The sequence below is a fragment of the Burkholderia sp. PU8-34 genome, assembly GCF_053427725.1.
The window spans coordinates 122,082-139,618 of the sequence record NZ_JBSAXC010000014.1 but is presented as its reverse complement, the minus strand read 5'-3'; the positions used below and the strand labels follow the sequence as shown (position 1 = coordinate 139,618).

Here is a 17,537-nt window from a genome sequence, read left to right as displayed (position 1 = left end):
CGCACGATGCGTTCGATCATCGCGGATTCGAAGCGATTGGTGGTGAAGGTGGGATCCAGCCTCGTGACCAACGACGGCAAGGGGCTCGATCATGCCGCAATTGGCCGCTGGGCGGCCCAGATCGCCGCGCTGCGCGACGAGGGCAAGGAAGTCGTGCTCGTCAGCTCGGGCGCGATCGCGGAAGGCATGCAGCGGCTCGGCTGGAGCAAGCGTCCGCGCGAGATCGACGAGTTGCAGGCCGCGGCCGCGGTCGGGCAGATGGGGCTCGCGCAGGTCTATGAAAGCCGTTTCTCCGAACACGGCATCCGCACCGCGCAGATCCTGCTCACCCATGCCGACCTCGCGGACCGCGAGCGCTACCTGAACGCGCGTTCGACGCTGCTCACGCTGCTGCGGCTCGGCGTCGTGCCGATCATCAACGAGAACGACACCGTCGTCACCGACGAAATCAAGTTCGGCGACAACGACACACTCGGCGCGCTCGTGGCGAACCTGATCGAAGGCGATGCGCTGATCATCCTCACCGACCAGGCGGGCCTTTTCACTGCCGATCCGCGCAAGGACCCGTCGGCAACGCTCGTCGCGGAAGCGAACGCGGGCGCGCCGGAGCTCGAGGCGATGGCGGGCGGCGCGGGGTCGAGCCTCGGTCGCGGCGGCATGCTGACGAAGATTCTCGCGGCCAAGCGTGCGGCCCACAGCGGCGCGAACACCGTGATCGCAAGTGGGCGCGAACCCGACGTGCTCGCGCGTCTCGCCGCGGGCGAGGCGATCGGCACGCAGCTGATCGCGCGCACGGCGCGGATGGCTGCGCGCAAGCAGTGGATGGCGGATCACCTGCAGGTGCGCGGGCACGTCGTGATCGACGCCGGCGCAGTTGAAAAGCTGACGTCGGGCGGCAAGAGCCTGCTGCCGATCGGTATCGTCAGCGTGCAGGGCGTGTTCGCACGCGGCGAGGTGATCGCATGCGTCGGCCCCGACGGGCGTGAGGTCGCGCGCGGTCTCACCAATTACAGCAGCGCGGAGACGAAGCTGATCCAGCGCAAGCCGAGCGGCGAGATCGAATCGGTGCTCGGCTACATGCTCGAGCCGGAGCTGATCCACCGCGACAACCTCGTGCTCGTGTGAGTCGCGCGCCGCGGTGACGGCGGTGACGGCACAAAAAAAGCCCGCGGCGACGCGGGCTTTTTGCATGGCGGCGGCTGCGTGCCGCGCGCGATCAGCGCAGCTGGTTCAGCGCGGTGCGGTGATACTTGATGTTCTCGAGAATCGACTGCGACGTGCCCATCGGCATCTTGTTTGCGCAGAAGTAGTCCTGGTAGAGCGCGGCGTGGTACGCGTTCAGCTCGCCATTCTCGATGCGGCGCCAGTCGTTCTCGACCGTGCGATCCCAGCCGTCGTGGTCCGCGTTCAGGCCCGCGTACTGGCGCCACTCGTACGTATCGCAGCGGATCCCTTCGTAAATGATGTTGCGTGCGCCGGCCGGGCTCGTGACGACGACCGTATACCGGACGATGCCATCGGTGCCGACCGCGAGCGATTTCGCGTCGACGAAGAACTTGAGCGGCGTGTTCTGCGACACGTTGAAGGGCAGCAGGTCGCCTGCCTGCGGCAGCGGCGGCAACGTGTCGACGGTGTTTTCCTTCCAGGTCGGCTGGCGGTCCAGCAGATACACGAACGCGCTGTCATCCTTGTTGGACGACGTGTTCGAATGCGCGCAGCCGGCCAGGGCGGCCACGGCTGCGAGCGACGTGAGCGCGAGAGCAATCGCTTTCAATATGCATTCCTTGTAAAAAAAGGGCGCGACACCATGGTCGCGCCCGGTCATGCAGTCCGACTTGTCATTCGCCGAGGATCAGGCGAGGCGGTGCCTCGTCCAGCGTGCTCGCTTCCACTTCGACCTCGGAACACACCACCGATGCATCGACAACCGTTACCGTCTGATGGGGCTGCGAATCCACGACGCGCGGATAGCGCGGACGCAAACCTCGCGGCCTGTCGGCCCTCTGCGCCGGGCGGCGCAGGAAGCGCGACAGTTCCGTCAGCGCCAACTGATAGACATCCCGCTTGAACTCGATCACCGCATCGAGCGGCACCCAGTACTCGTTCCAGCGCCATGCATCGAACTCCGGGTGATCGGTCGCGCGCAAGCAAATGTCGCAATCGCGTCCGACCATCCGCAGCAGGAACCAGATCTGCTTCTGGCCGCGGTAATGGCCGCGTACTTCGCGTTTGATGAACTTGTCAGGCACCTCGTAACGCAACCAGTCGCGTGTGCGGCCGATTATCTTGACGTGTTCCGGGTGCAGGCCTGTCTCCTCGTGCAGTTCCCGGTACATCGCCTGCATGGGGGTCTCGCCGTACTTGATCCCACCTTGAGGAAACTGCCAGGAGTGCTCGCGGAGCCGCTTGCCCCAAAACACCTCGTTGCGCGCGTTCAAGAGGATGATGCCGACGTTCGGGCGAAAGCCTTCACGATCCAGCATACAACCACCTTCGAATCCTTTAAAATTGCTTTGATTATAAACAGATACCGGGCGCTGCGCACCGTAACGGAGCGAATCCGCGCGGGGCGCACCGACTGAATTGTCCCTGATTTGTCTGCTACGTCATCTGCGCCATCGTCGTTCGCCGCGCGCAGCTTTTTCTCCTTGAATCTTTTTCGGGCGCCCCGCCTGGGGGCGCCGTTTTTGGAACCGTCCGCATGAAAGCTTCCCGTTTCTTTATCGGCACCCTGAAAGAGGCACCCGCCGACGCAGAGATCGTCAGCCACAAGCTGATGGTGCGCGCCGGCATGATCCGTCGTGTCGCCGGCGGCATCTACAACTACCTGCCGGTCGGCCTGCGTTCCATTCGCAAGGTCGAGGCAATCGTGCGCGAGGAAATGAACCGGGCTGGCGCCATCGAGCTGCTGATGCCGGCCGTGCAGCCGGCCGAGCTGTGGCAGGAGTCGGGCCGCTGGGAGCAGTACGGCCCCGAGCTGCTGCGCTTCAAGGACCGCAAGGACAACGACTTCGTGATCGGGCCGACGCACGAGGAAGTGATCACCGACATCGCGCGCAACCAGATCAAGAGCTACCGGCAGATGCCGGTGAACTTCTACCAGATCCAGACGAAGTTCCGCGACGAGATCCGTCCGCGCTTCGGCGTGATGCGCGGCCGCGAATTCATCATGAAGGACGCGTACTCGTTCGACAAGGACGCCGACGGCCTGCGCGAGTCGTATCGCAAGATGTACGACGCATACGTGCGCATCTTCACGCGCCTCGGCCTCGAGTTCCGTCCGGTCGCGGCCGACAGCGGCTCGATCGGCGGCAACTTCTCGCATGAGTTCCACGTGATCGCCGACACCGGCGAAGACGCGATCGCCTACTGCCCGACCTCCGATTTCGCAGCGAACATCGAGGCGGCCGAAGCGCTGCCGCTGCTCGACGAGCGCGCCGCGCCCGCCGAGCCGATGGCGAAGGTCGCGACGCCGGGCAAGGCGAAGTGCGAGGCCGTCGCCGAGCTGATGGGCATTCCGCTCGCGCGCACGATCAAGTCGATCGTGCTTGCGACGGACAACGAAGGCGCGGAACCGACGATCTGGCTGCTGATGCTGCGCGGCGATCACGACCTGAACGAGATCAAGGCGTCGAAGCTGCCGGGCCTGGCGAACCACCGCTTCGCGACCGAGCCGGAAATCGTCGAGTGGTTCGGCACGCCGCCGGGCTACCTCGGCCCGATCGGCACGAAGAAGCCGGTGAAGGTGATCGCCGATCGCACGGTTGCGAACATGAGCGATTTCGTCGTCGGCGCGAACGAGGTCGACTATCACATCGCCGGCGTGAACTGGGGCCGCGATCTGCCGGAACCGGAAGTCGCCGACATCCGCAACGTGCAGAAGGGCGACCCGTCGCCGGACGGCAAGGGCGTGATCGACATCTGCCGCGGCATCGAGGTCGGCCACGTGTTCCAGCTCGGCACCAAGTATTCGGAAGCGATGGGCGCGACGTTCCTCGACGAGTCGGGCAAGCCGCAGCCGATGCTGATGGGCTGCTACGGGGTGGGCGTCACGCGCATTCTCGGCGCGGCGATCGAACAGAACTTCGACGACAAGGGCATCATCTGGCCGGAGTCGATCGCGCCGTTCGAGGTCGTGCTGTGCCCGATGGGTTATGACCGCAGCGACGCGGTGCGCGAAGCGGCCGACAAGCTGTACGCGGAGCTGGCCGCGGCCGGCATCGACGTGATCCTCGACGATCGCGGCGAGCGCCCGGGCGTGATGTTCGCCGACTGGGAGTTGATCGGCGTGCCGCACCGTCTCGTGATCGGCGAGCGCGGCCTGAAGGAAGGCAAGATCGAGTACCAGGGCCGCCGCGACACCGAGGCGACGCTGCTGCCGGCCGACACGGCCGCGGCGACGGTCGCGGACAAGGTTCGCGCGGCGCTCGCGCGCTAAGCCGGCCGACCGGAGGACACGGTGGAATACACCTTCCTGTCGGCCACCGTGCTCCTTCTGCTGATCACCGATCCGCTCGGCAACATTCCGCTGTTCATCTCGGCGATGCGGAGTGTGCCGCGCGAGCGGCGCGTGAAGCTGATCCTGCGCGAAGTGGGGATCGCGTTCGTGATCCTGCTGTTCTTCATGGTCGTCGGCGACCGCTTCCTGCGGATGATGAACCTCACCGACCTGTCGTTGCGCATCGGCGGCGGCATCGTGCTGTTCCTGATCGCGCTGCGGATGATCTTTCCGCATCCGGACGGCGCGCTCGGCAACGATCCGCGGGCGGGCGGCGAGCCGTTCATCGTGCCGCTCGCGATCCCGGCGCTCGCGGGGCCGTCGGCGCTCGCGACGGTGATGCTGCTGACGTCGCAGGCGCCCGGCAAGATGATCGAGTGGGCAGGCGCGCTGACCGTCACGATGATCGTCTGCGCGGTCACCCTGGTGCTGGCCGAGCGGATCCAGCAATGGCTCGGCGAGCGTACGGTCGCGGCGTTCGAGCGGCTGATGGGTCTCGTGCTCGTCGCGATCTCGGTCGAGATGATGCTGGGCGGGATCCGCGTGTTCGTACATCAGCTGTAGCGCAGCGGCGGTCGACGGCGCTTCAACGAAAAAGCGGCGCTCCGGGAAAACCGGAGCGCCGCTTTTCTTTTTGCGGGCCGCGCGGGCGTCAGGCGTTCGCGGTCAGCGCGCGGATCGTCGGCAGGTTGCGCCAGTAGCCTTTCGCGTCCATCCCGCAGCCGAACACGTAGCGGTCCGGCACCTTGAAGCCGCAGAAGTCCGGATGCAGCGGCTTCGCCTTCGCGAGCGTCTTCTCGCACAGCACGGCGGACATGAAGCGCGTCGCGCCCATGTCGAGGATGCGGTCGCGGATCGCGGCCATCGTCTCGCCTTCGTCGAGGATGTCGTCGAGCACGAGCACGATGCGGTCCTTCACCGATTCGCGCGGCGCGACGCGCCAGTGCATCTCCGGGCTGCCCTGCGTCGTGTTGCGGTAGCGGGTCAGGTGGATGTAGTCGAATTCGAGCGGGAAATCGAGATGCGGCAGCAGCATCCCGGTAAACACCGCGGCGCCGCCCATCACCGAGAGGACGAGCGGGAACGCGTCGCCGATCTCGGCGCGGATCGCGTCGGCCATCCGGGCGATCGACGCGTTGACGGCGTCCGCCGAGACGATCTCTTCGGAGTGTTCGAAAATGTGGAGGGCTTCTTCGCGGTTCATGTGTTCAGGCGGGCAGTCGGGATACAAATAAGGATGAGGCAGAACGGCCGGAGCGCGCTACAGCAAAAACCCGCGCGCCGTCCGCCCGGACGAAATCAGCGCAGGCCGGGCATCATGCCCTTCAGGCCGCGCATCATCTTCTGCATGTTGCCGCCCTTCAGCTTCTTCATCATCGTACGCATCTGGTCGTACTGGTTCAGCATCCGGTTGACTTCCTGCACCGGCACGCCCGCGCCGGCTGCAATGCGGCGCTTGCGCGTCGCCTTGATGATCTCGGGTTTTGCGCGCTCGGCGGGCGTCATCGAGCTGATGATCCCTTCCATCCGGCGGATCTGCTTTTCGGCCTGGCCCATGTCAGCGCCGGCAGCCGCCTGCTGGAACTGCGCGGGCAGCTTGTCCATCAGCGACGACAGGCCGCCCATGTTCTTCATCTGCGAGATCTGCGCGCGGAAATCGTTCAGGTCGAAGTCGCCGCCTTTCTTGACCTTGTCGGCGAGCTTCTGCGCGGCCTGCACGTCGACGCCGCGCTGCGCTTCCTCGACGAGCGCGAGGATGTCGCCCATGCCGAGGATCCGGTTCGCCATCCGGTCCGGATGGAAGATCTCGAGGCCGTCGAGCTTCTCGGCGACGCCGACGAACTTGATCGGCTTGCCGGTGATGTGACGCACCGACAGCGCGGCGCCGCCGCGCGAGTCGCCGTCGAGCTTCGTCAGCACGACGCCGGTGAGCGGCAGCGCGTCGTTGAACGCCTTCGCGGTGTTGACGGCATCCTGGCCGAGCATCGCGTCGACGACGAACAGCGTTTCGGCCGGCTTCAGCGTGCCGTGCAGCGCCGCGATCTCCTGCATCATCGCTTCGTCGATGCCGAGACGGCCGGCCGTGTCGACGATCAGCACGTCATGGTAGTGGCGCTTCGCCCAGTCGACGGCCGCGACTGCGATGTCGACGGGCTTCTGGTCCGGCGTCGACGGGAAGAAATCGGCGCCGACCTGTTCGCTCACCGTTTTCAGCTGCATGATCGCGGCGGGGCGGTACACGTCGCACGACACCGTCAGCACTTTCTTCTTGTACTTCTCGCGAAGGAGCTTCGCGAGCTTGCCGGCGGTGGTCGTCTTGCCGGCGCCCTGCAGGCCGGCCATCAGGATGACGGCGGGCGGCGTGACCGCGAGGTTCAGCTCGGCGGCCTTGCCTTCGTAGTCGCCGCCGATCACGGCGGTCAGCTCCTTCTGGACCACGCCGACGAGTGCCTGGCCGGGCGACAGGCTGCTGATCACCTCCTCGCCGAGCGCCTTTTCCTTGACCTTCGCGATGAATTCGCGAACGACGGGCAGGGCGACGTCGGCCTCGAGGAGCGCGAGACGCACCTCGCGGAGCATCTCCTGGGTGTTCGCCTCGGTGAGCCGGGCCTCGCCGCGCAGCGTCTTGACGACGCGCGCCATCCGTTGAGTGAGATTGTCGAGCATGGGGAGCGATGGACAGTGGGGCCCGAAGGCGCGGCGGGACTGAATCGGGAGCCGTCGCGGGAAGGGGGCCTAGTGTAAACTTCGAACATGGATATTGTACTGTATGCCCTCACTGCGATCCTGTACGGCGGTCTCGCCGTCGCCGGCTGGCGCGCGCACCGCCAGGGCGTGGCTTCGCCGCTCGTCGCGAGCGTACCGGCCGTGCCGGTCCCGGCGTCCGCCGCCTCAGGCATGAGCGGCGCGGGCCGCGCGCTGCTGTTCGCTGCGCTCGTCGCGCACGGCGTGCTGCTCCACATGACGATCTTTCCGCACGACGCGATGGTGTTCGGCTTCGCGTTCGCGCTGTCCGCGATGTTCTGGCTCGGCGCCGGCATCTACTGGATCGAGAGCTTTTTCTTCCCGCTCGACAGCCTGCGCCTGCTCGTGCTGCCGCTCGCGTGCGGCGCGTCGCTGCTGCCGCTCGTGTTCGGCGGCGTGCGGGTGCTGCCTTATGCCGCAGCGCCGCTGTTCAAGCTGCACTTCCTGATCGCGAACATCGCGTACGGCCTGTTCGCGATCGCGGCGCTGCACGCGGTGCTGATGCTGATGGTCGAGCGGCGCCTGCAGTCGCTGAGGAGCGGCGGACGCACGGGCTCGACGGGCTGGATCGCGAGCTGGCTCGAGACGCTGCCGCCGCTCCTCACGCTCGAGAAGTTGCTGTTCCGGCTGATCGGCGCGGGTTTCGTACTGCTGACGCTGACGCTCGCGTCGGGGATGCTGTTCAGCGAGCAGGTCGACGCGCGCGCGCTGCGGCTCGACCACAAGACCGTGTTCGCGATCCTGTCGTGGCTGATGTTCGGCGGGCTGCTGATTGCGCGCAGGACGTCGGGCTGGCGCGGTCGCGCGGCCGCGCGCTGGGTGCTCGTGTCGTTCGCCGCGCTGCTGCTCGCGTATGTCGGCAGCCGCTTTGTGTTCGAGGTGCTGCTGCACCGCTCCGTGATTTGACCGTCCGTTTTTCCGATGCGACAGATACTTCTCCTCATCCTCCTGTTCTTCGCGGGCTCGTGGATCCAGCGCAAGCTGCGCCAGGCGCAGGCGCAGGCGCAGGCGCGGGCCGGGCAGGGCGCCGGTCGTGAAGCCGGGCCCGGCAACGGTGCGTCGGGATATGGCGGCGGCGCAGGTGCCACGCGCGCCGGTGACGCGCAGTCGCTCCCCGAGCCGATGGTGCGCTGCGCCGAATGCGGTGTGCATGCGCCGAAGGGCGACGCGGTCTCCGCAGGCGGCGAATACTTCTGCAGCACCGATCATGCGCAGCGCCACGCAGCGCGCGCGAGCGAGCGCGACGCGCGATGAGCGGCACGCCGTCTTTGTCGATCGACGGGAACGGCTGGGTGCGCGAAGCGCGCCACGCGCCGTCGCCGAACTTCGAGGCACGTCCGGCCGGCGCCGTGCCGACGCTCGTCGTCGTCCACAACATCAGCCTGCCGCCCGGCGAGTTCGGCGGCGATGCGATCGAGGCGCTGTTCCTGAACCGTCTCGACTGCGACACGCACCCTTATTACCAGGCTCACCTGCGCGGCGTGCGCGTGTCCGCGCACTTCCTCGTCCGTCGCGACGGCGAACTCGTGCAGTTCGTGTCGTGCGACGAGCGGGCATGGCACGCGGGCGCGTCCGATTTCTTCGGCCGGCCGCGCTGCAACGATTTCTCGATCGGCATCGAACTCGAAGGCGCGGACGACGTGCCGTTCGAGGCCGCGCAGTACGCGACGCTCGCCACGCTTGCGCGCGCGCTCGCCGCCCGCTATCCGGTGGACGCGTTCGCCGGTCATGCCGACGTCGCGCCGGGGCGGAAGACCGACCCCGGCCCGCACTTCGATTGGCAACGCTTCGCAGGCGATGCCGGCCTTTCCGCCGAATACTTTCCTTTCCGGCAGCACTGAGCGTACGGTTTTCCGGCACGTAAATTTTTTTTCTCCGACCAATGCCTTGCCGCGTCTGCGCGCGAGCGATGTCAAGGGCTATCGCGCAAATTATCCAGTTGGACGTCGTTCGAATGTCCACTATACTTGGTGCCAGTTGAGCGGTTCTGCACTAGATGTAGTGTGTGTCGCAGGGGGAACCCGAGCGGCACCGGCCGGCGGGCAACGTCGGCGGACAGCGTTCTCAGGGCGGCGCGCCAGGCCGGGCGGTCAGGGCGTCGCGACCAGCGCAGCGAACATCGACGGGTCGCGATACACATGACGAAGCACGACACGGCATCACGTGTATCGCCACGACCGAACCGACCCCTTCGACACATCGCTCGCGTCTTACCGCTCGCGCATCGCATTGCGCAGCGTTCGTTTTAATCCGCGGTTCTCTCCGCACCATCCAACACCAGGAGCTTTGCACATGCAAACCACCGACAACGCGACGTCCCAGTACGAGAGCGCCTCGAGCCGCCCTCTCGGCGGGACCGAACAAGGCGCGCACGCGCTCGCGCCGCAGGCCACGTTCGCCGACTACAAGGTGATCCGCCGTAACGGCAGCGTGGTCTCGTTCGAGCCTTCGAAGATCGCGATCGCGGTGACCAAGGCTTTCCTGGCCGTCAATGGCGGGCAGGGCGCGGCATCGGCGCGCGTGCGCGAACTCGTCGAGCAGCTGACGCACAACGTCGTGCGCGCGCTCGTGCGCAGCCGCCCGAACGGCGGCACGTTCCATATCGAGGACATCCAGGACCAGGTCGAGCTCGCGCTGATGCGCGGCGGCGAGCACAACGTCGCGCGTGCGTACGTGCTGTATCGCGAGAAGCGCCACCTCGAGCGCCAGCATGCGGGCGAGGAAGCGGCCGTGGTCGAATCGAGCGGCGGCATCAACGTCGTCGACAAGGGCGTCACGCGTCCGCTCGACCTGAACGCGCTGCGCGCGCTGATCGTGTCGGCCTGTGACGGCCTCGGCACTGCGGTTAACCCCGACCCGATCGTCGCGGAGACGGTGAAGAACCTGTACGACGGCGTGCCGATGAGCCAGGTGTACGACTCGGCGATCCTGGCGGCCCGCACGATGATCGAGAAGGACCCGGCGTACAGCCAGGTCACGGCGCGCATCCTGCTGCACACGATCCGCCGCGAGATCCTCGGCGAGGAAGTGGTCCAGGCCGAGATGTCGAGCCGCTACACAGAGTACTTCCCGCAGTTCCTGAAGCGCGGCGTCGACGCCGGCCTGCTCGACGACAAGCTGCTGCAGTTCGACCTGGCGCGCCTCGGCGCAGCGCTCGACGCGAACCGCGACCTGCAGTTCGGCTACCTCGGCCTGCAGACGCTGTACGACCGCTACTTCCTGCACGTCGACGGCACCCGCATCGAAATGCCGCAGGCGTTCTTCATGCGCGTCGCGATGGGCCTGTCGCTGAATGAAATCGACCGTGAAGCGCGTGCGATCGAGTTCTACAACGTGCTGTCGAGCTTCGACTTCATGAGCTCGACGCCGACGCTGTTCAACTCGGGCACCCACCGCTCGCAGCTGTCGTCGTGCTACCTGACGACGGTCGCGGACGATCTCGACGGCATCTATGAAGCGCTGAAGGAAAATGCGCTGCTGTCGAAGTTCGCCGGCGGCCTCGGCAACGACTGGACCCGCGTGCGTGCGCTCGGCTCGCATATCAAGGGCACGAACGGCAAGTCGCAAGGCGTCGTGCCGTTCCTGAAGGTCGTCAACGACACCGCGGTCGCGGTCAACCAGGGCGGCAAGCGCAAGGGCGCGGTGTGCGCGTATCTCGAATCGTGGCACCTCGACATCGAGGAATTCCTCGAGCTGCGCAAGAACACCGGCGACGACCGCCGCCGCACGCACGACATGAACACGGCGAACTGGATTCCCGACCTGTTCATGAAGCGCGTGATGGAAGGCGCCGACTGGACGCTGTTCTCGCCGTCGACCTGCCCGGACCTGCACGACAAGTTCGGCGCCGAGTTCGAGGCCGCCTACACGGCGTACGAGGCCAAGGTCGCTCGCGGCGAGATCAAGCTGTTCAAGAAGATCCCGGCGCAGCAGCTGTGGCGCAAGATGCTCGGCATGCTGTTCGAGACCGGCCACCCGTGGATCACGTTCAAGGATCCGTGCAACGTGCGCTCGCCGCAGCAGCACGTCGGCGTCGTCCACTCGTCGAACCTGTGCACGGAAATCACGCTGAACACGAGCGACACCGAGATCGCAGTCTGCAACCTGGGCTCCGTGAACCTGGTCGCGCACCTCGTGAAGCAGGCGGACGGCAGCTACGCGCTCGACCACGACAAGCTCAAGCGCACGATCAGCGTCGCGATGCGCATGCTCGACAACGTGATCGACATCAACTACTACGCGGTGCCGAAGGCGCGTAACTCGAACCTGAAGCACCGCCCGGTCGGCATGGGCATCATGGGCTTCCAGGACTGCCTGCACCTGCTGCGCACGCCGTACGCGTCGGAAGCGGCGGTCGAGTTCGCCGACCGTTCGATGGAAGCGGTCTGCTACTACGCGTACTACGCGTCGACCGAGCTGGCCGAGGAACGCGGCCGCTACTCGAGCTACCGCGGCTCGCTGTGGGATCGCGGCATCCTCCCGCAGGACACGCTGAAGCTGCTGACGGAAGCGCGCGGCGGCTACGTCGAGGTCGACACGTCGGAGTCGCTCGACTGGACGGAGTTGCGTTCGCGGATCGCGACGCACGGCATGCGCAACTCGAACTGCGTCGCGATCGCGCCGACGGCGACGATCTCGAACATCATCGGCGTGTCGGCGTGCATCGAGCCGACCTTCCAGAACCTGTACGTGAAGTCGAACCTGTCGGGCGAATTCACGGTGGTCAACGAGTTCCTGGTGCGCGACCTGAAGGAGCGCGGCCTGTGGGACGAGGTGATGGTCGCGGACCTGAAGTACTTCGACGGCATGCTGTCGCGCATCGACCGCATCCCGGCCGACCTGCGCGCGATCTACGCGACCGCGTTCGAAGTCGATCCGACGTGGCTGGTCGAGGCGGCGTCGCGTCGCCAGAAGTGGATCGACCAGGCGCAGTCGCTGAACATCTACATGGGCGGCGCGTCGGGCAAGAAGCTCGACGAGGTCTACAAGCTCGCATGGCTGCGCGGCCTGAAGACGACGTACTACCTGCGCACGATGGCGGCGACGCACGTCGAGAAGTCGACGGTCGCGCACGGCGCGCTGAACGCGGTGCCGACGAGCGGTGGCGCGGGCGGTGGTGCGCAAGGCGCAGCGGGCGGCTTCGGTGCGGCGGGCGGCGAAGCGTCGTCGGCAGGCGCGATGAGCGCCGCGCCGGTCGAGGCGGATGGCCCGGTGTGCACGCTGCGTCCGGGTGATGCGGGCTTCGACGAGTGTGAAGCGTGCCAGTAACGCCGCGCATCTGACTCGGCGAGGCACCACGCGGCGCGCACGGCAACCGATAAAGGTTGAAGTGCGCGCCGCTCTCAACTAAAAAAATGATAAGGAATCTGTAACGCGGCACACGCGTTGCAGGCGGTGACAAGCGATCGAAGCAGCCCCGACGGCACCACGTTTCGATCGGCGTTCGATACGTCGAGCGCACCTCGCGATACACGCGCGGCACACGTCGCGCGCTGCATGAACGACGATGCGTTGCTCAAAGTGTTGTATCGAGGTCGCAACGCGAATCGAAAAAGGGATTTTTCGTGAGCGAGCCCTTTTATCGCTCAGGAAAAGATGGTACAAACCGTTCTAAATTGATGGTGAGAATTTATGCTCAACTGGGATGACGAGATGACCGCCGTAACGCCCGCGAGCGGAGCGCAGCAAAACGCGATGCGCACCCCCGCAGGCACGGCTGTCGGAATGCAGGCTGCAGCGCCTGCCGCCCAACAGGCTCGTGACATTTTCCAAGGCGATCTTGCGGTCGCACCGCTAGCATCAGCTGTTCCCGCTGCCGGTTCGGAAGCGCGCGTGAATGTCGCCGACAAGCGCATCATCAACGGCCAGACTGACGTCAATCAGCTGGTGCCGTTCAAGTACAAGTGGGCGTGGGAAAAGTATCTGGCCGGTTGCGCGAACCACTGGATGCCGCAGGAAATCAACATGTCCCGCGACATCGCGCTGTGGAAGGATCCGAACGGCCTGACCGAAGACGAGCGCCGCATCGTCAAGCGCAACCTCGGCTTCTTCGTGACGGCCGACTCGCTCGCCGCGAACAACATCGTGCTCGGCACGTACCGCCACATCACGGCGCCGGAGTGCCGGCAGTTCCTGCTGCGCCAGGCGTTCGAAGAAGCGATCCACACGCACGCGTACCAATATATTGTCGAATCGCTCGGTCTCGACGAAGGCGAGATCTTCAATGCGTACCACGAGGTCACGTCGATCCGTGCGAAAGACGAATTCCTGATCCCGTTCATCCACACGCTGACGGACCCGGCCTTCAAGACCGGCACGCTCGAGGCGGATCAGAAGCTGCTGAAGTCGCTGATCGTGTTCGCCTGCATCATGGAAGGCCTGTTCTTCTATGTCGGGTTCACGCAGATCCTCGCGCTCGGCCGCCAGAACAAGATGACGGGTGCTGCAGAGCAATATCAGTACATCCTGCGCGACGAGTCGATGCACTGCAATTTCGGCATCGACCTGATCAACCAGATCAAGCTCGAAAACCCGCACCTGTGGACCGCCGAGTTCCGTGCGGAGATCCGCGAGCTGTTCAAGCAGGCTGTCGATCTCGAATACCGCTACGCCGAGGACACGATGCCGCGCGGCGTGCTGGGTTTGAACGCGTCGATGTTCAAGAGCTATCTGCGTTTCATCTGCAACCGCCGTTGCCAGCAGATCGGCCTCGATCCGCTGTACCCGAACGAGGAAAACCCGTTCCCGTGGATGAGCGAGATGATCGACCTGAAGAAGGAACGCAACTTCTTCGAGACGCGCGTGATCGAGTATCAGACGGGTGGCGCGCTGTCCTGGGAATAACCGGCAGCAGCGACACACGTCACGACGATGTTGAAGCCGGCGGCCTCTCGGCCCCGGCACAAGGTTTAGGAGCAAGAACGCCTGATGCAAAGCATGCCCGGTGCCTTAACGGCCCAACGACACGACAGGCACTTTGCGAACCCTTCAGTGGGATGGGCAAACTTCCCTCCGGAAAAAGCGGATGGCCGTGTGGCCGTCCGCTTGATCAAGCTCAAGCGATCTTGGGTGGCGGCGCGTGGTGTGCCGGCCGCCGACTTGATTTGGCGCGCGAGGCCCGATGGTCACGTGCGCCATACCGTATTCATTAGCGTAAGCGCGTGGTATCCGCGTACGCCGATGAATAGCCCGCTTCGCAGCGCACGTCCTGAACAGCGTCCGCGGGAAGCGGGTTTTGACGAAGGGTGTAGTTTGAACTGACTCTCATCTGAACCTGAAGGAGAACAACATGGCTACTGCCAAGAAGAAACCGGCTGCGAAGAAGGCTGCTGCGAAGAAGACCGTAGCGAAGAAGGCTGCCGCGCCGGCGAAGAAGGCCGCTGCAGTGAAGAAGGTTGCGGCCAAGAAGGTCGCTGTGAAGAAGGTTGCTGCGAAGAAGGCGGCACCGGCGAAGAAGGCGGCAGCGAAGAAGGTTGCAGCCAAGAAGGTCGCAACGAAGAAGGTTGCTGCCAAGAAGGTCGCTGCGAAGAAAGTTGCAGTGAAGAAGGTTGCTGCGAAGAAGGTTGCTGCGAAGAAGGCGGCACCGGCCAAGAAGGCAGCGGTCAAGAAGGTCGCAGCGAAGAAGGTTGCCGTGAAGAAGGTCGCAGCGAAGAAGGCTGCACCGGCGAAGAAGGCTGCTGCGAAGAAGGCTGCACCGGCGAAGAAGGCTGCACCGGCGAAGAAGGCTGCACCGGCGAAGAAGGCTGCACCGGCGAAGAAGGCTGCTGCGAAGAAGGCCGCACCGGCGAAGAAGGCTGCGCCCGTCACGACGGCTGCTGCTGCCCCTGCTGCTGCCCCTGCGAAGAAGGCAGCTGCGCCGAAGAAAGCTGCTGCGCCGAAGAAGGCTGTCGTGAAGAAGGCGGCACCGGCGACGACCGCGTCGACCGCATCGGTTGCGCCGGCATCGGGCGTGAAGACCGCGCTCAACCCGGCAGCAGCGTGGCCGTTCCCGACCGGCAGCCGTCCGTAATCGCGGATTGCACCGTCACCCGGACACTCATGCGGTGTCCGCGGGTTGAGTAGCGCTACTCAATCGGTCCCGCCATCAGGCTCAGGTGGCGGGATTTTTTTCGTCCGCGCGCGGCAGCGCGGCGCGCGCAGGCGAAAAAAAACGCATGCGCAGCTTCGCGCATGCGTTCGACCGCGGCTTGCGCCGCGTGCTGAGGATACCGGTCAGTGCGTGACGCGCGTGACGCCGCCGCTCGACAGCAGCCGCACACGTTCGCCGGCGCGGAACACTTCGCCGCTTGCCGCCTGCGTGATCGAGCGCATGTCGCCGTTGTCGAGGCGCACGGTGATTTCGACACCGTTCGCGGTGCTGAGGTTCTCGCCGATCGCGTTGCCTGCGACCGCGCCCGCGAGACCGCCTGCGATGGCGGTCAGGATCGAGCCCTTGCCGCCACCGATCGCGCTGCCCGCGACCGCGCCGAGCGCGCCGCCGCCGAGCGTGCCGATCGCGCTGCCGCCGCCGTCGGACTGGATCCGTACCGCGCGGACGCTTTCGACCGTGCCCATCCGCACGGTCTGCTCCCGCTGCGCCTGGCCGACGCTATAGACGTCGGCCGAGCCCGGCGGCGTGAAGCAGCCCGCCAGCGTCAGCGTGGCGGTCAGCATGGCCCCGAGTGTGAGGGTCTTTTTCGTCAACATTTGTGCTCTCCCACAATATTCATTTGAGACTGTAGCCGAACGCAGCCTCGAAGCGTGCATCGATCTCGGCGCGAGTCAGCGAGTAGGTTTGCGGCCCCTGGTGAGCGATCTTGATCGAGCCCATCAGGCTGGCCAGGCGCCCCGTGGTCGCCCAGTCGAGGCCGTTTTCGATGCCGTACAGCAGGCCGCCCCGGAAGGCGTCGCCGCAGCCGGTGGGATCGACGACGCGCTCGGCGGGCACCGCGGGAATCTGTTCTTCGCCGTTTTTGTGAAGAATGGTGGCGCCGTGCTCGCCGCGCGTGATGATCAACGCCTGGACCCGGCTGGCGATTTCCTGTTCCGACCAGCCCGTCTTGTCGCTGACGAGCTTGCCTTCGTAGTCGTTGACCGTGACGAACGTGGCGAGTTCAATGATGCGGCGCAGCGTCGCACCGTCGAAAAGCGGCAGGCCCTGGCCCGGATCGAAGATGAACGGGATGCCCGCGCGCGCGAATTGCTCGGCGTGCTGCACCATGCCGTCGAAGCCGTCCGGCGCGACGATGCCGAGCTTCACGCCCGGCACTTCGTCCGCGCGGTTCGCGTGCGACTGCATCATCGCGCCCGGGTGGAAGGCCGTGATCTGGTTGTTCTCGAGATCGGTCGTGATCATCGCCTGCGCGGTGTGCGTATCGGGCACCACGCGCACGTTTGCCTTCGACAGGCCGAGGCCGTCGAGACGCTCGAGATAGCGGTCCGCGTCGTTTGCGCCGAGCGTCGCCATGATGCGCGCATCGCCTCCCAGCATGTGCAGCGCGTACGCGATGTTGCCTGCGCAGCCGCCGAATTCGCGGCGCATCGTCGGCACGAGAAAGCTCACATTGAGAAGGTGAACCTGGTCGGGCAGGATGTGCTCGCGAAACCGGCCCTCGAAGGTCATGATGTTGTCGTAGGCGAGCGAGCCGCAGATCAGCGTAGTCAAGGCGTGCGTTCCTGTAATGAGCGTGTTGGTGGCGCCGCCCGGCGTGCGCGCGCCCAGCGGGCGCCGCGCGGCACGGGCGGCAGCCGGGATTACTTGAGGGCGGCGAGCGCGGCGTCGTAGTTCGGCTCGTCCTTGATCTCGCCGACGAGCTGTGCGTGCAGCACCTTGTTGTCGGCGTCGAGCACGACGACGGCACGTGCGGTCAGGCCGTTCAGCGGGCCGCTCGTCACGTCGACGCCGTACGCGTTCGCGAACGCGCGGCCGGTGCGGAACGTCGATGCGGTCAGCACGTTCGCGAGGCCTTCGGTCGTGCAGAAGCGCGTTGCGGCGAACGGCAGGTCGGCCGACACGACGACCACGACGGTGTTGTCGAGCGACGATGCGGCTTCGTTGAACTTGCGGGTCGACGTTGCGCAGGTCGGCGTGTCCAGGCTCGGCACGATGTTCAGCACCTTGCGCTTGCCGGCGAAGCTGGCGAGCGTCAGGTCGGCGAGGTCCTTGCCGACCAGCGAGAAATCGGGGGCTTGTGCGCCGACGGCCGGGAACGTGCCGGCGATGTCGATCGGGTTGCCACCCAGCGTAACTTTGCTCATGTTCGTGCTCCGAAGTAGCGCGTCGCGTGGACGCGCGGGTTGAGACGGGCGCGCGTCT

At 65.6% G+C, this 17,537-nt stretch carries 17 protein-coding genes; 10 read left to right on the top strand and 7 right to left on the bottom strand.

Annotated elements, in window-relative coordinates:
• The first annotated feature begins 6 nt into the window (after positions 1-6).
• Entirely contained in the window at positions 7-1,125 is a 1,119-nt protein-coding gene (gene proB, locus ACV22Z_RS27315) for a glutamate 5-kinase (RefSeq protein WP_448079391.1), read from the top strand.
• Between the two features lie 91 nt (positions 1,126-1,216).
• Here proB and ACV22Z_RS27310 read toward each other — a convergent pair whose 3' ends face one another.
• On the bottom strand, positions 1,217-1,774 hold the full coding sequence (locus tag ACV22Z_RS27310) for a CNP1-like family protein (RefSeq protein WP_448079390.1): 558 nt from the start codon (positions 1,772-1,774) through the stop codon (positions 1,217-1,219).
• A 64-nt stretch (positions 1,775-1,838) separates the two neighbouring features.
• Positions 1,839-2,483, bottom strand: coding sequence for an RNA pyrophosphohydrolase (locus ACV22Z_RS27305; protein WP_448079389.1), 645 nt, complete (start codon positions 2,481-2,483; stop codon positions 1,839-1,841).
• 218 nt (positions 2,484-2,701) lie between these two features.
• On the opposite strand from ACV22Z_RS27305, the gene ACV22Z_RS27300 reads away from it, so the two are divergent.
• Positions 2,702-4,438, top strand: coding sequence for a proline--tRNA ligase (locus ACV22Z_RS27300; RefSeq protein WP_448079388.1), 1,737 nt, complete (start codon positions 2,702-2,704; stop codon positions 4,436-4,438).
• Between the two features lie 21 nt (positions 4,439-4,459).
• On the top strand, positions 4,460-5,062 hold the full coding sequence (locus ACV22Z_RS27295) for a MarC family protein (RefSeq protein ID WP_448079387.1): 603 nt from the start codon (positions 4,460-4,462) through the stop codon (positions 5,060-5,062).
• Between the two features lie 88 nt (positions 5,063-5,150).
• Here ACV22Z_RS27295 and ACV22Z_RS27290 read toward each other — a convergent pair whose 3' ends face one another.
• Together ACV22Z_RS27290 and ffh are read right to left on the bottom strand one after the other, a co-directional pair.
• A complete protein-coding gene (locus ACV22Z_RS27290) occupies positions 5,151-5,702 on the bottom strand; it encodes a hypoxanthine-guanine phosphoribosyltransferase (RefSeq protein ID WP_448079386.1) in 552 nt (183 codons plus the stop codon).
• 95 nt (positions 5,703-5,797) lie between these two features.
• Positions 5,798-7,165, bottom strand: coding sequence for a signal recognition particle protein (gene ffh / locus ACV22Z_RS27285; protein ID WP_448079385.1), 1,368 nt, complete (start codon positions 7,163-7,165; stop codon positions 5,798-5,800).
• An 87-nt stretch (positions 7,166-7,252) separates the two neighbouring features.
• On the opposite strand from ffh, the gene ACV22Z_RS27280 reads away from it, so the two are divergent.
• From ACV22Z_RS27280 to ACV22Z_RS27250, 7 genes are all read left to right on the top strand, one after another.
• Positions 7,253-8,149, top strand: coding sequence for a cytochrome C assembly family protein (locus ACV22Z_RS27280; RefSeq protein WP_448079384.1), 897 nt, complete (start codon positions 7,253-7,255; stop codon positions 8,147-8,149).
• Positions 8,150-8,164: 15 nt separating this feature from the next.
• Positions 8,165-8,497, top strand: coding sequence for a PP0621 family protein (locus ACV22Z_RS27275; RefSeq protein WP_448079383.1), 333 nt, complete (start codon positions 8,165-8,167; stop codon positions 8,495-8,497).
• The gene (ampD, locus tag ACV22Z_RS27270) at positions 8,494-9,084 is read left to right on the top strand and encodes a 1,6-anhydro-N-acetylmuramyl-L-alanine amidase AmpD (RefSeq protein WP_448079382.1); all 591 of its coding nucleotides are present in this window, start codon (positions 8,494-8,496) and stop codon (positions 9,082-9,084) included. The genes ACV22Z_RS27275 and ampD overlap by 4 nt, the downstream gene beginning before the upstream one ends.
• Positions 9,085-9,535: 451 nt before the next feature.
• Positions 9,536-12,511 carry a ribonucleoside-diphosphate reductase subunit alpha gene (locus ACV22Z_RS27265; protein WP_448079381.1) on the top strand — a complete coding sequence of 992 codons (2,976 nt, stop codon included), beginning with the start codon at positions 9,536-9,538 and terminating at the stop codon, positions 12,509-12,511.
• 363 nt (positions 12,512-12,874) lie between these two features.
• Positions 12,875-14,086, top strand: coding sequence for a ribonucleotide-diphosphate reductase subunit beta (locus ACV22Z_RS27260; protein ID WP_448079380.1), 1,212 nt, complete (start codon positions 12,875-12,877; stop codon positions 14,084-14,086).
• A gap of 84 nt (positions 14,087-14,170) precedes the next feature.
• Complete coding sequence (locus ACV22Z_RS27255) at positions 14,171-14,503, top strand: hypothetical protein (protein ID WP_448079379.1); 333 nt, start codon at positions 14,171-14,173, stop codon at positions 14,501-14,503.
• A 28-nt stretch (positions 14,504-14,531) separates the two neighbouring features.
• Positions 14,532-15,251, top strand: coding sequence for a histone H1-like DNA-binding protein (locus ACV22Z_RS27250; protein ID WP_448079378.1), 720 nt, complete (start codon positions 14,532-14,534; stop codon positions 15,249-15,251).
• A 203-nt stretch (positions 15,252-15,454) separates the two neighbouring features.
• On the opposite strand, the gene ACV22Z_RS27245 is transcribed toward ACV22Z_RS27250, so the two are convergent.
• The 3 genes from ACV22Z_RS27245 to tpx all read right to left on the bottom strand — a co-directional run bounded on the left by ACV22Z_RS27245 (position 15,455) and on the right by tpx (position 17,479).
• On the bottom strand, positions 15,455-15,928 hold the full coding sequence (locus ACV22Z_RS27245; RefSeq protein WP_448079377.1) for a glycine zipper 2TM domain-containing protein: 474 nt from the start codon (positions 15,926-15,928) through the stop codon (positions 15,455-15,457).
• 19 nt (positions 15,929-15,947) lie between these two features.
• Positions 15,948-16,886 (bottom strand): carbohydrate kinase family protein, encoded by a 939-nt coding sequence (locus ACV22Z_RS27240; RefSeq protein WP_448079376.1) that lies wholly within the window; start codon positions 16,884-16,886, stop codon positions 15,948-15,950.
• Positions 16,887-16,975: 89 nt separating this feature from the next.
• Entirely contained in the window at positions 16,976-17,479 is a 504-nt protein-coding gene (gene tpx / locus ACV22Z_RS27235) for a thiol peroxidase (protein ID WP_448079375.1), read from the bottom strand.
• Positions 17,480-17,537 lie beyond the last annotated feature (58 nt).

Excerpts from the sequence above, each read along its gene's own strand:
- ACV22Z_RS27250 (WP_448079378.1), top strand. The coding sequence starts at position 14,532 with ATGGCTACTGCCAAGAAGAAACCGGCTGCGAAGAAGGCTGCTGCGAAG.
- tpx (WP_448079375.1), bottom strand. The coding sequence starts at position 17,479 with ATGAGCAAAGTTACGCTGGGTGGCAACCCGATCGACATCGCCGGCACG.
- proB (WP_448079391.1), top strand. The coding sequence starts at position 7 with ATGCGTTCGATCATCGCGGATTCGAAGCGATTGGTGGTGAAGGTGGGA.
- ACV22Z_RS27265 (WP_448079381.1), top strand. The coding sequence starts at position 9,536 with ATGCAAACCACCGACAACGCGACGTCCCAGTACGAGAGCGCCTCGAGC.
- ACV22Z_RS27255 (WP_448079379.1), top strand. The coding sequence starts at position 14,171 with ATGCAAAGCATGCCCGGTGCCTTAACGGCCCAACGACACGACAGGCAC.
- ampD (WP_448079382.1), top strand. The coding sequence starts at position 8,494 with ATGAGCGGCACGCCGTCTTTGTCGATCGACGGGAACGGCTGGGTGCGC.
- ACV22Z_RS27275 (WP_448079383.1), top strand. The coding sequence starts at position 8,165 with ATGCGACAGATACTTCTCCTCATCCTCCTGTTCTTCGCGGGCTCGTGG.
- ACV22Z_RS27300 (WP_448079388.1), top strand. The coding sequence starts at position 2,702 with ATGAAAGCTTCCCGTTTCTTTATCGGCACCCTGAAAGAGGCACCCGCC.
- ACV22Z_RS27280 (WP_448079384.1), top strand. The coding sequence starts at position 7,253 with ATGGATATTGTACTGTATGCCCTCACTGCGATCCTGTACGGCGGTCTC.
- ACV22Z_RS27260 (WP_448079380.1), top strand. The coding sequence starts at position 12,875 with ATGCTCAACTGGGATGACGAGATGACCGCCGTAACGCCCGCGAGCGGA.
- ACV22Z_RS27245 (WP_448079377.1), bottom strand. The coding sequence starts at position 15,928 with ATGTTGACGAAAAAGACCCTCACACTCGGGGCCATGCTGACCGCCACG.
- ACV22Z_RS27305 (WP_448079389.1), bottom strand. The coding sequence starts at position 2,483 with ATGCTGGATCGTGAAGGCTTTCGCCCGAACGTCGGCATCATCCTCTTG.
- ACV22Z_RS27290 (WP_448079386.1), bottom strand. The coding sequence starts at position 5,702 with ATGAACCGCGAAGAAGCCCTCCACATTTTCGAACACTCCGAAGAGATC.
- ffh (WP_448079385.1), bottom strand. The coding sequence starts at position 7,165 with ATGCTCGACAATCTCACTCAACGGATGGCGCGCGTCGTCAAGACGCTG.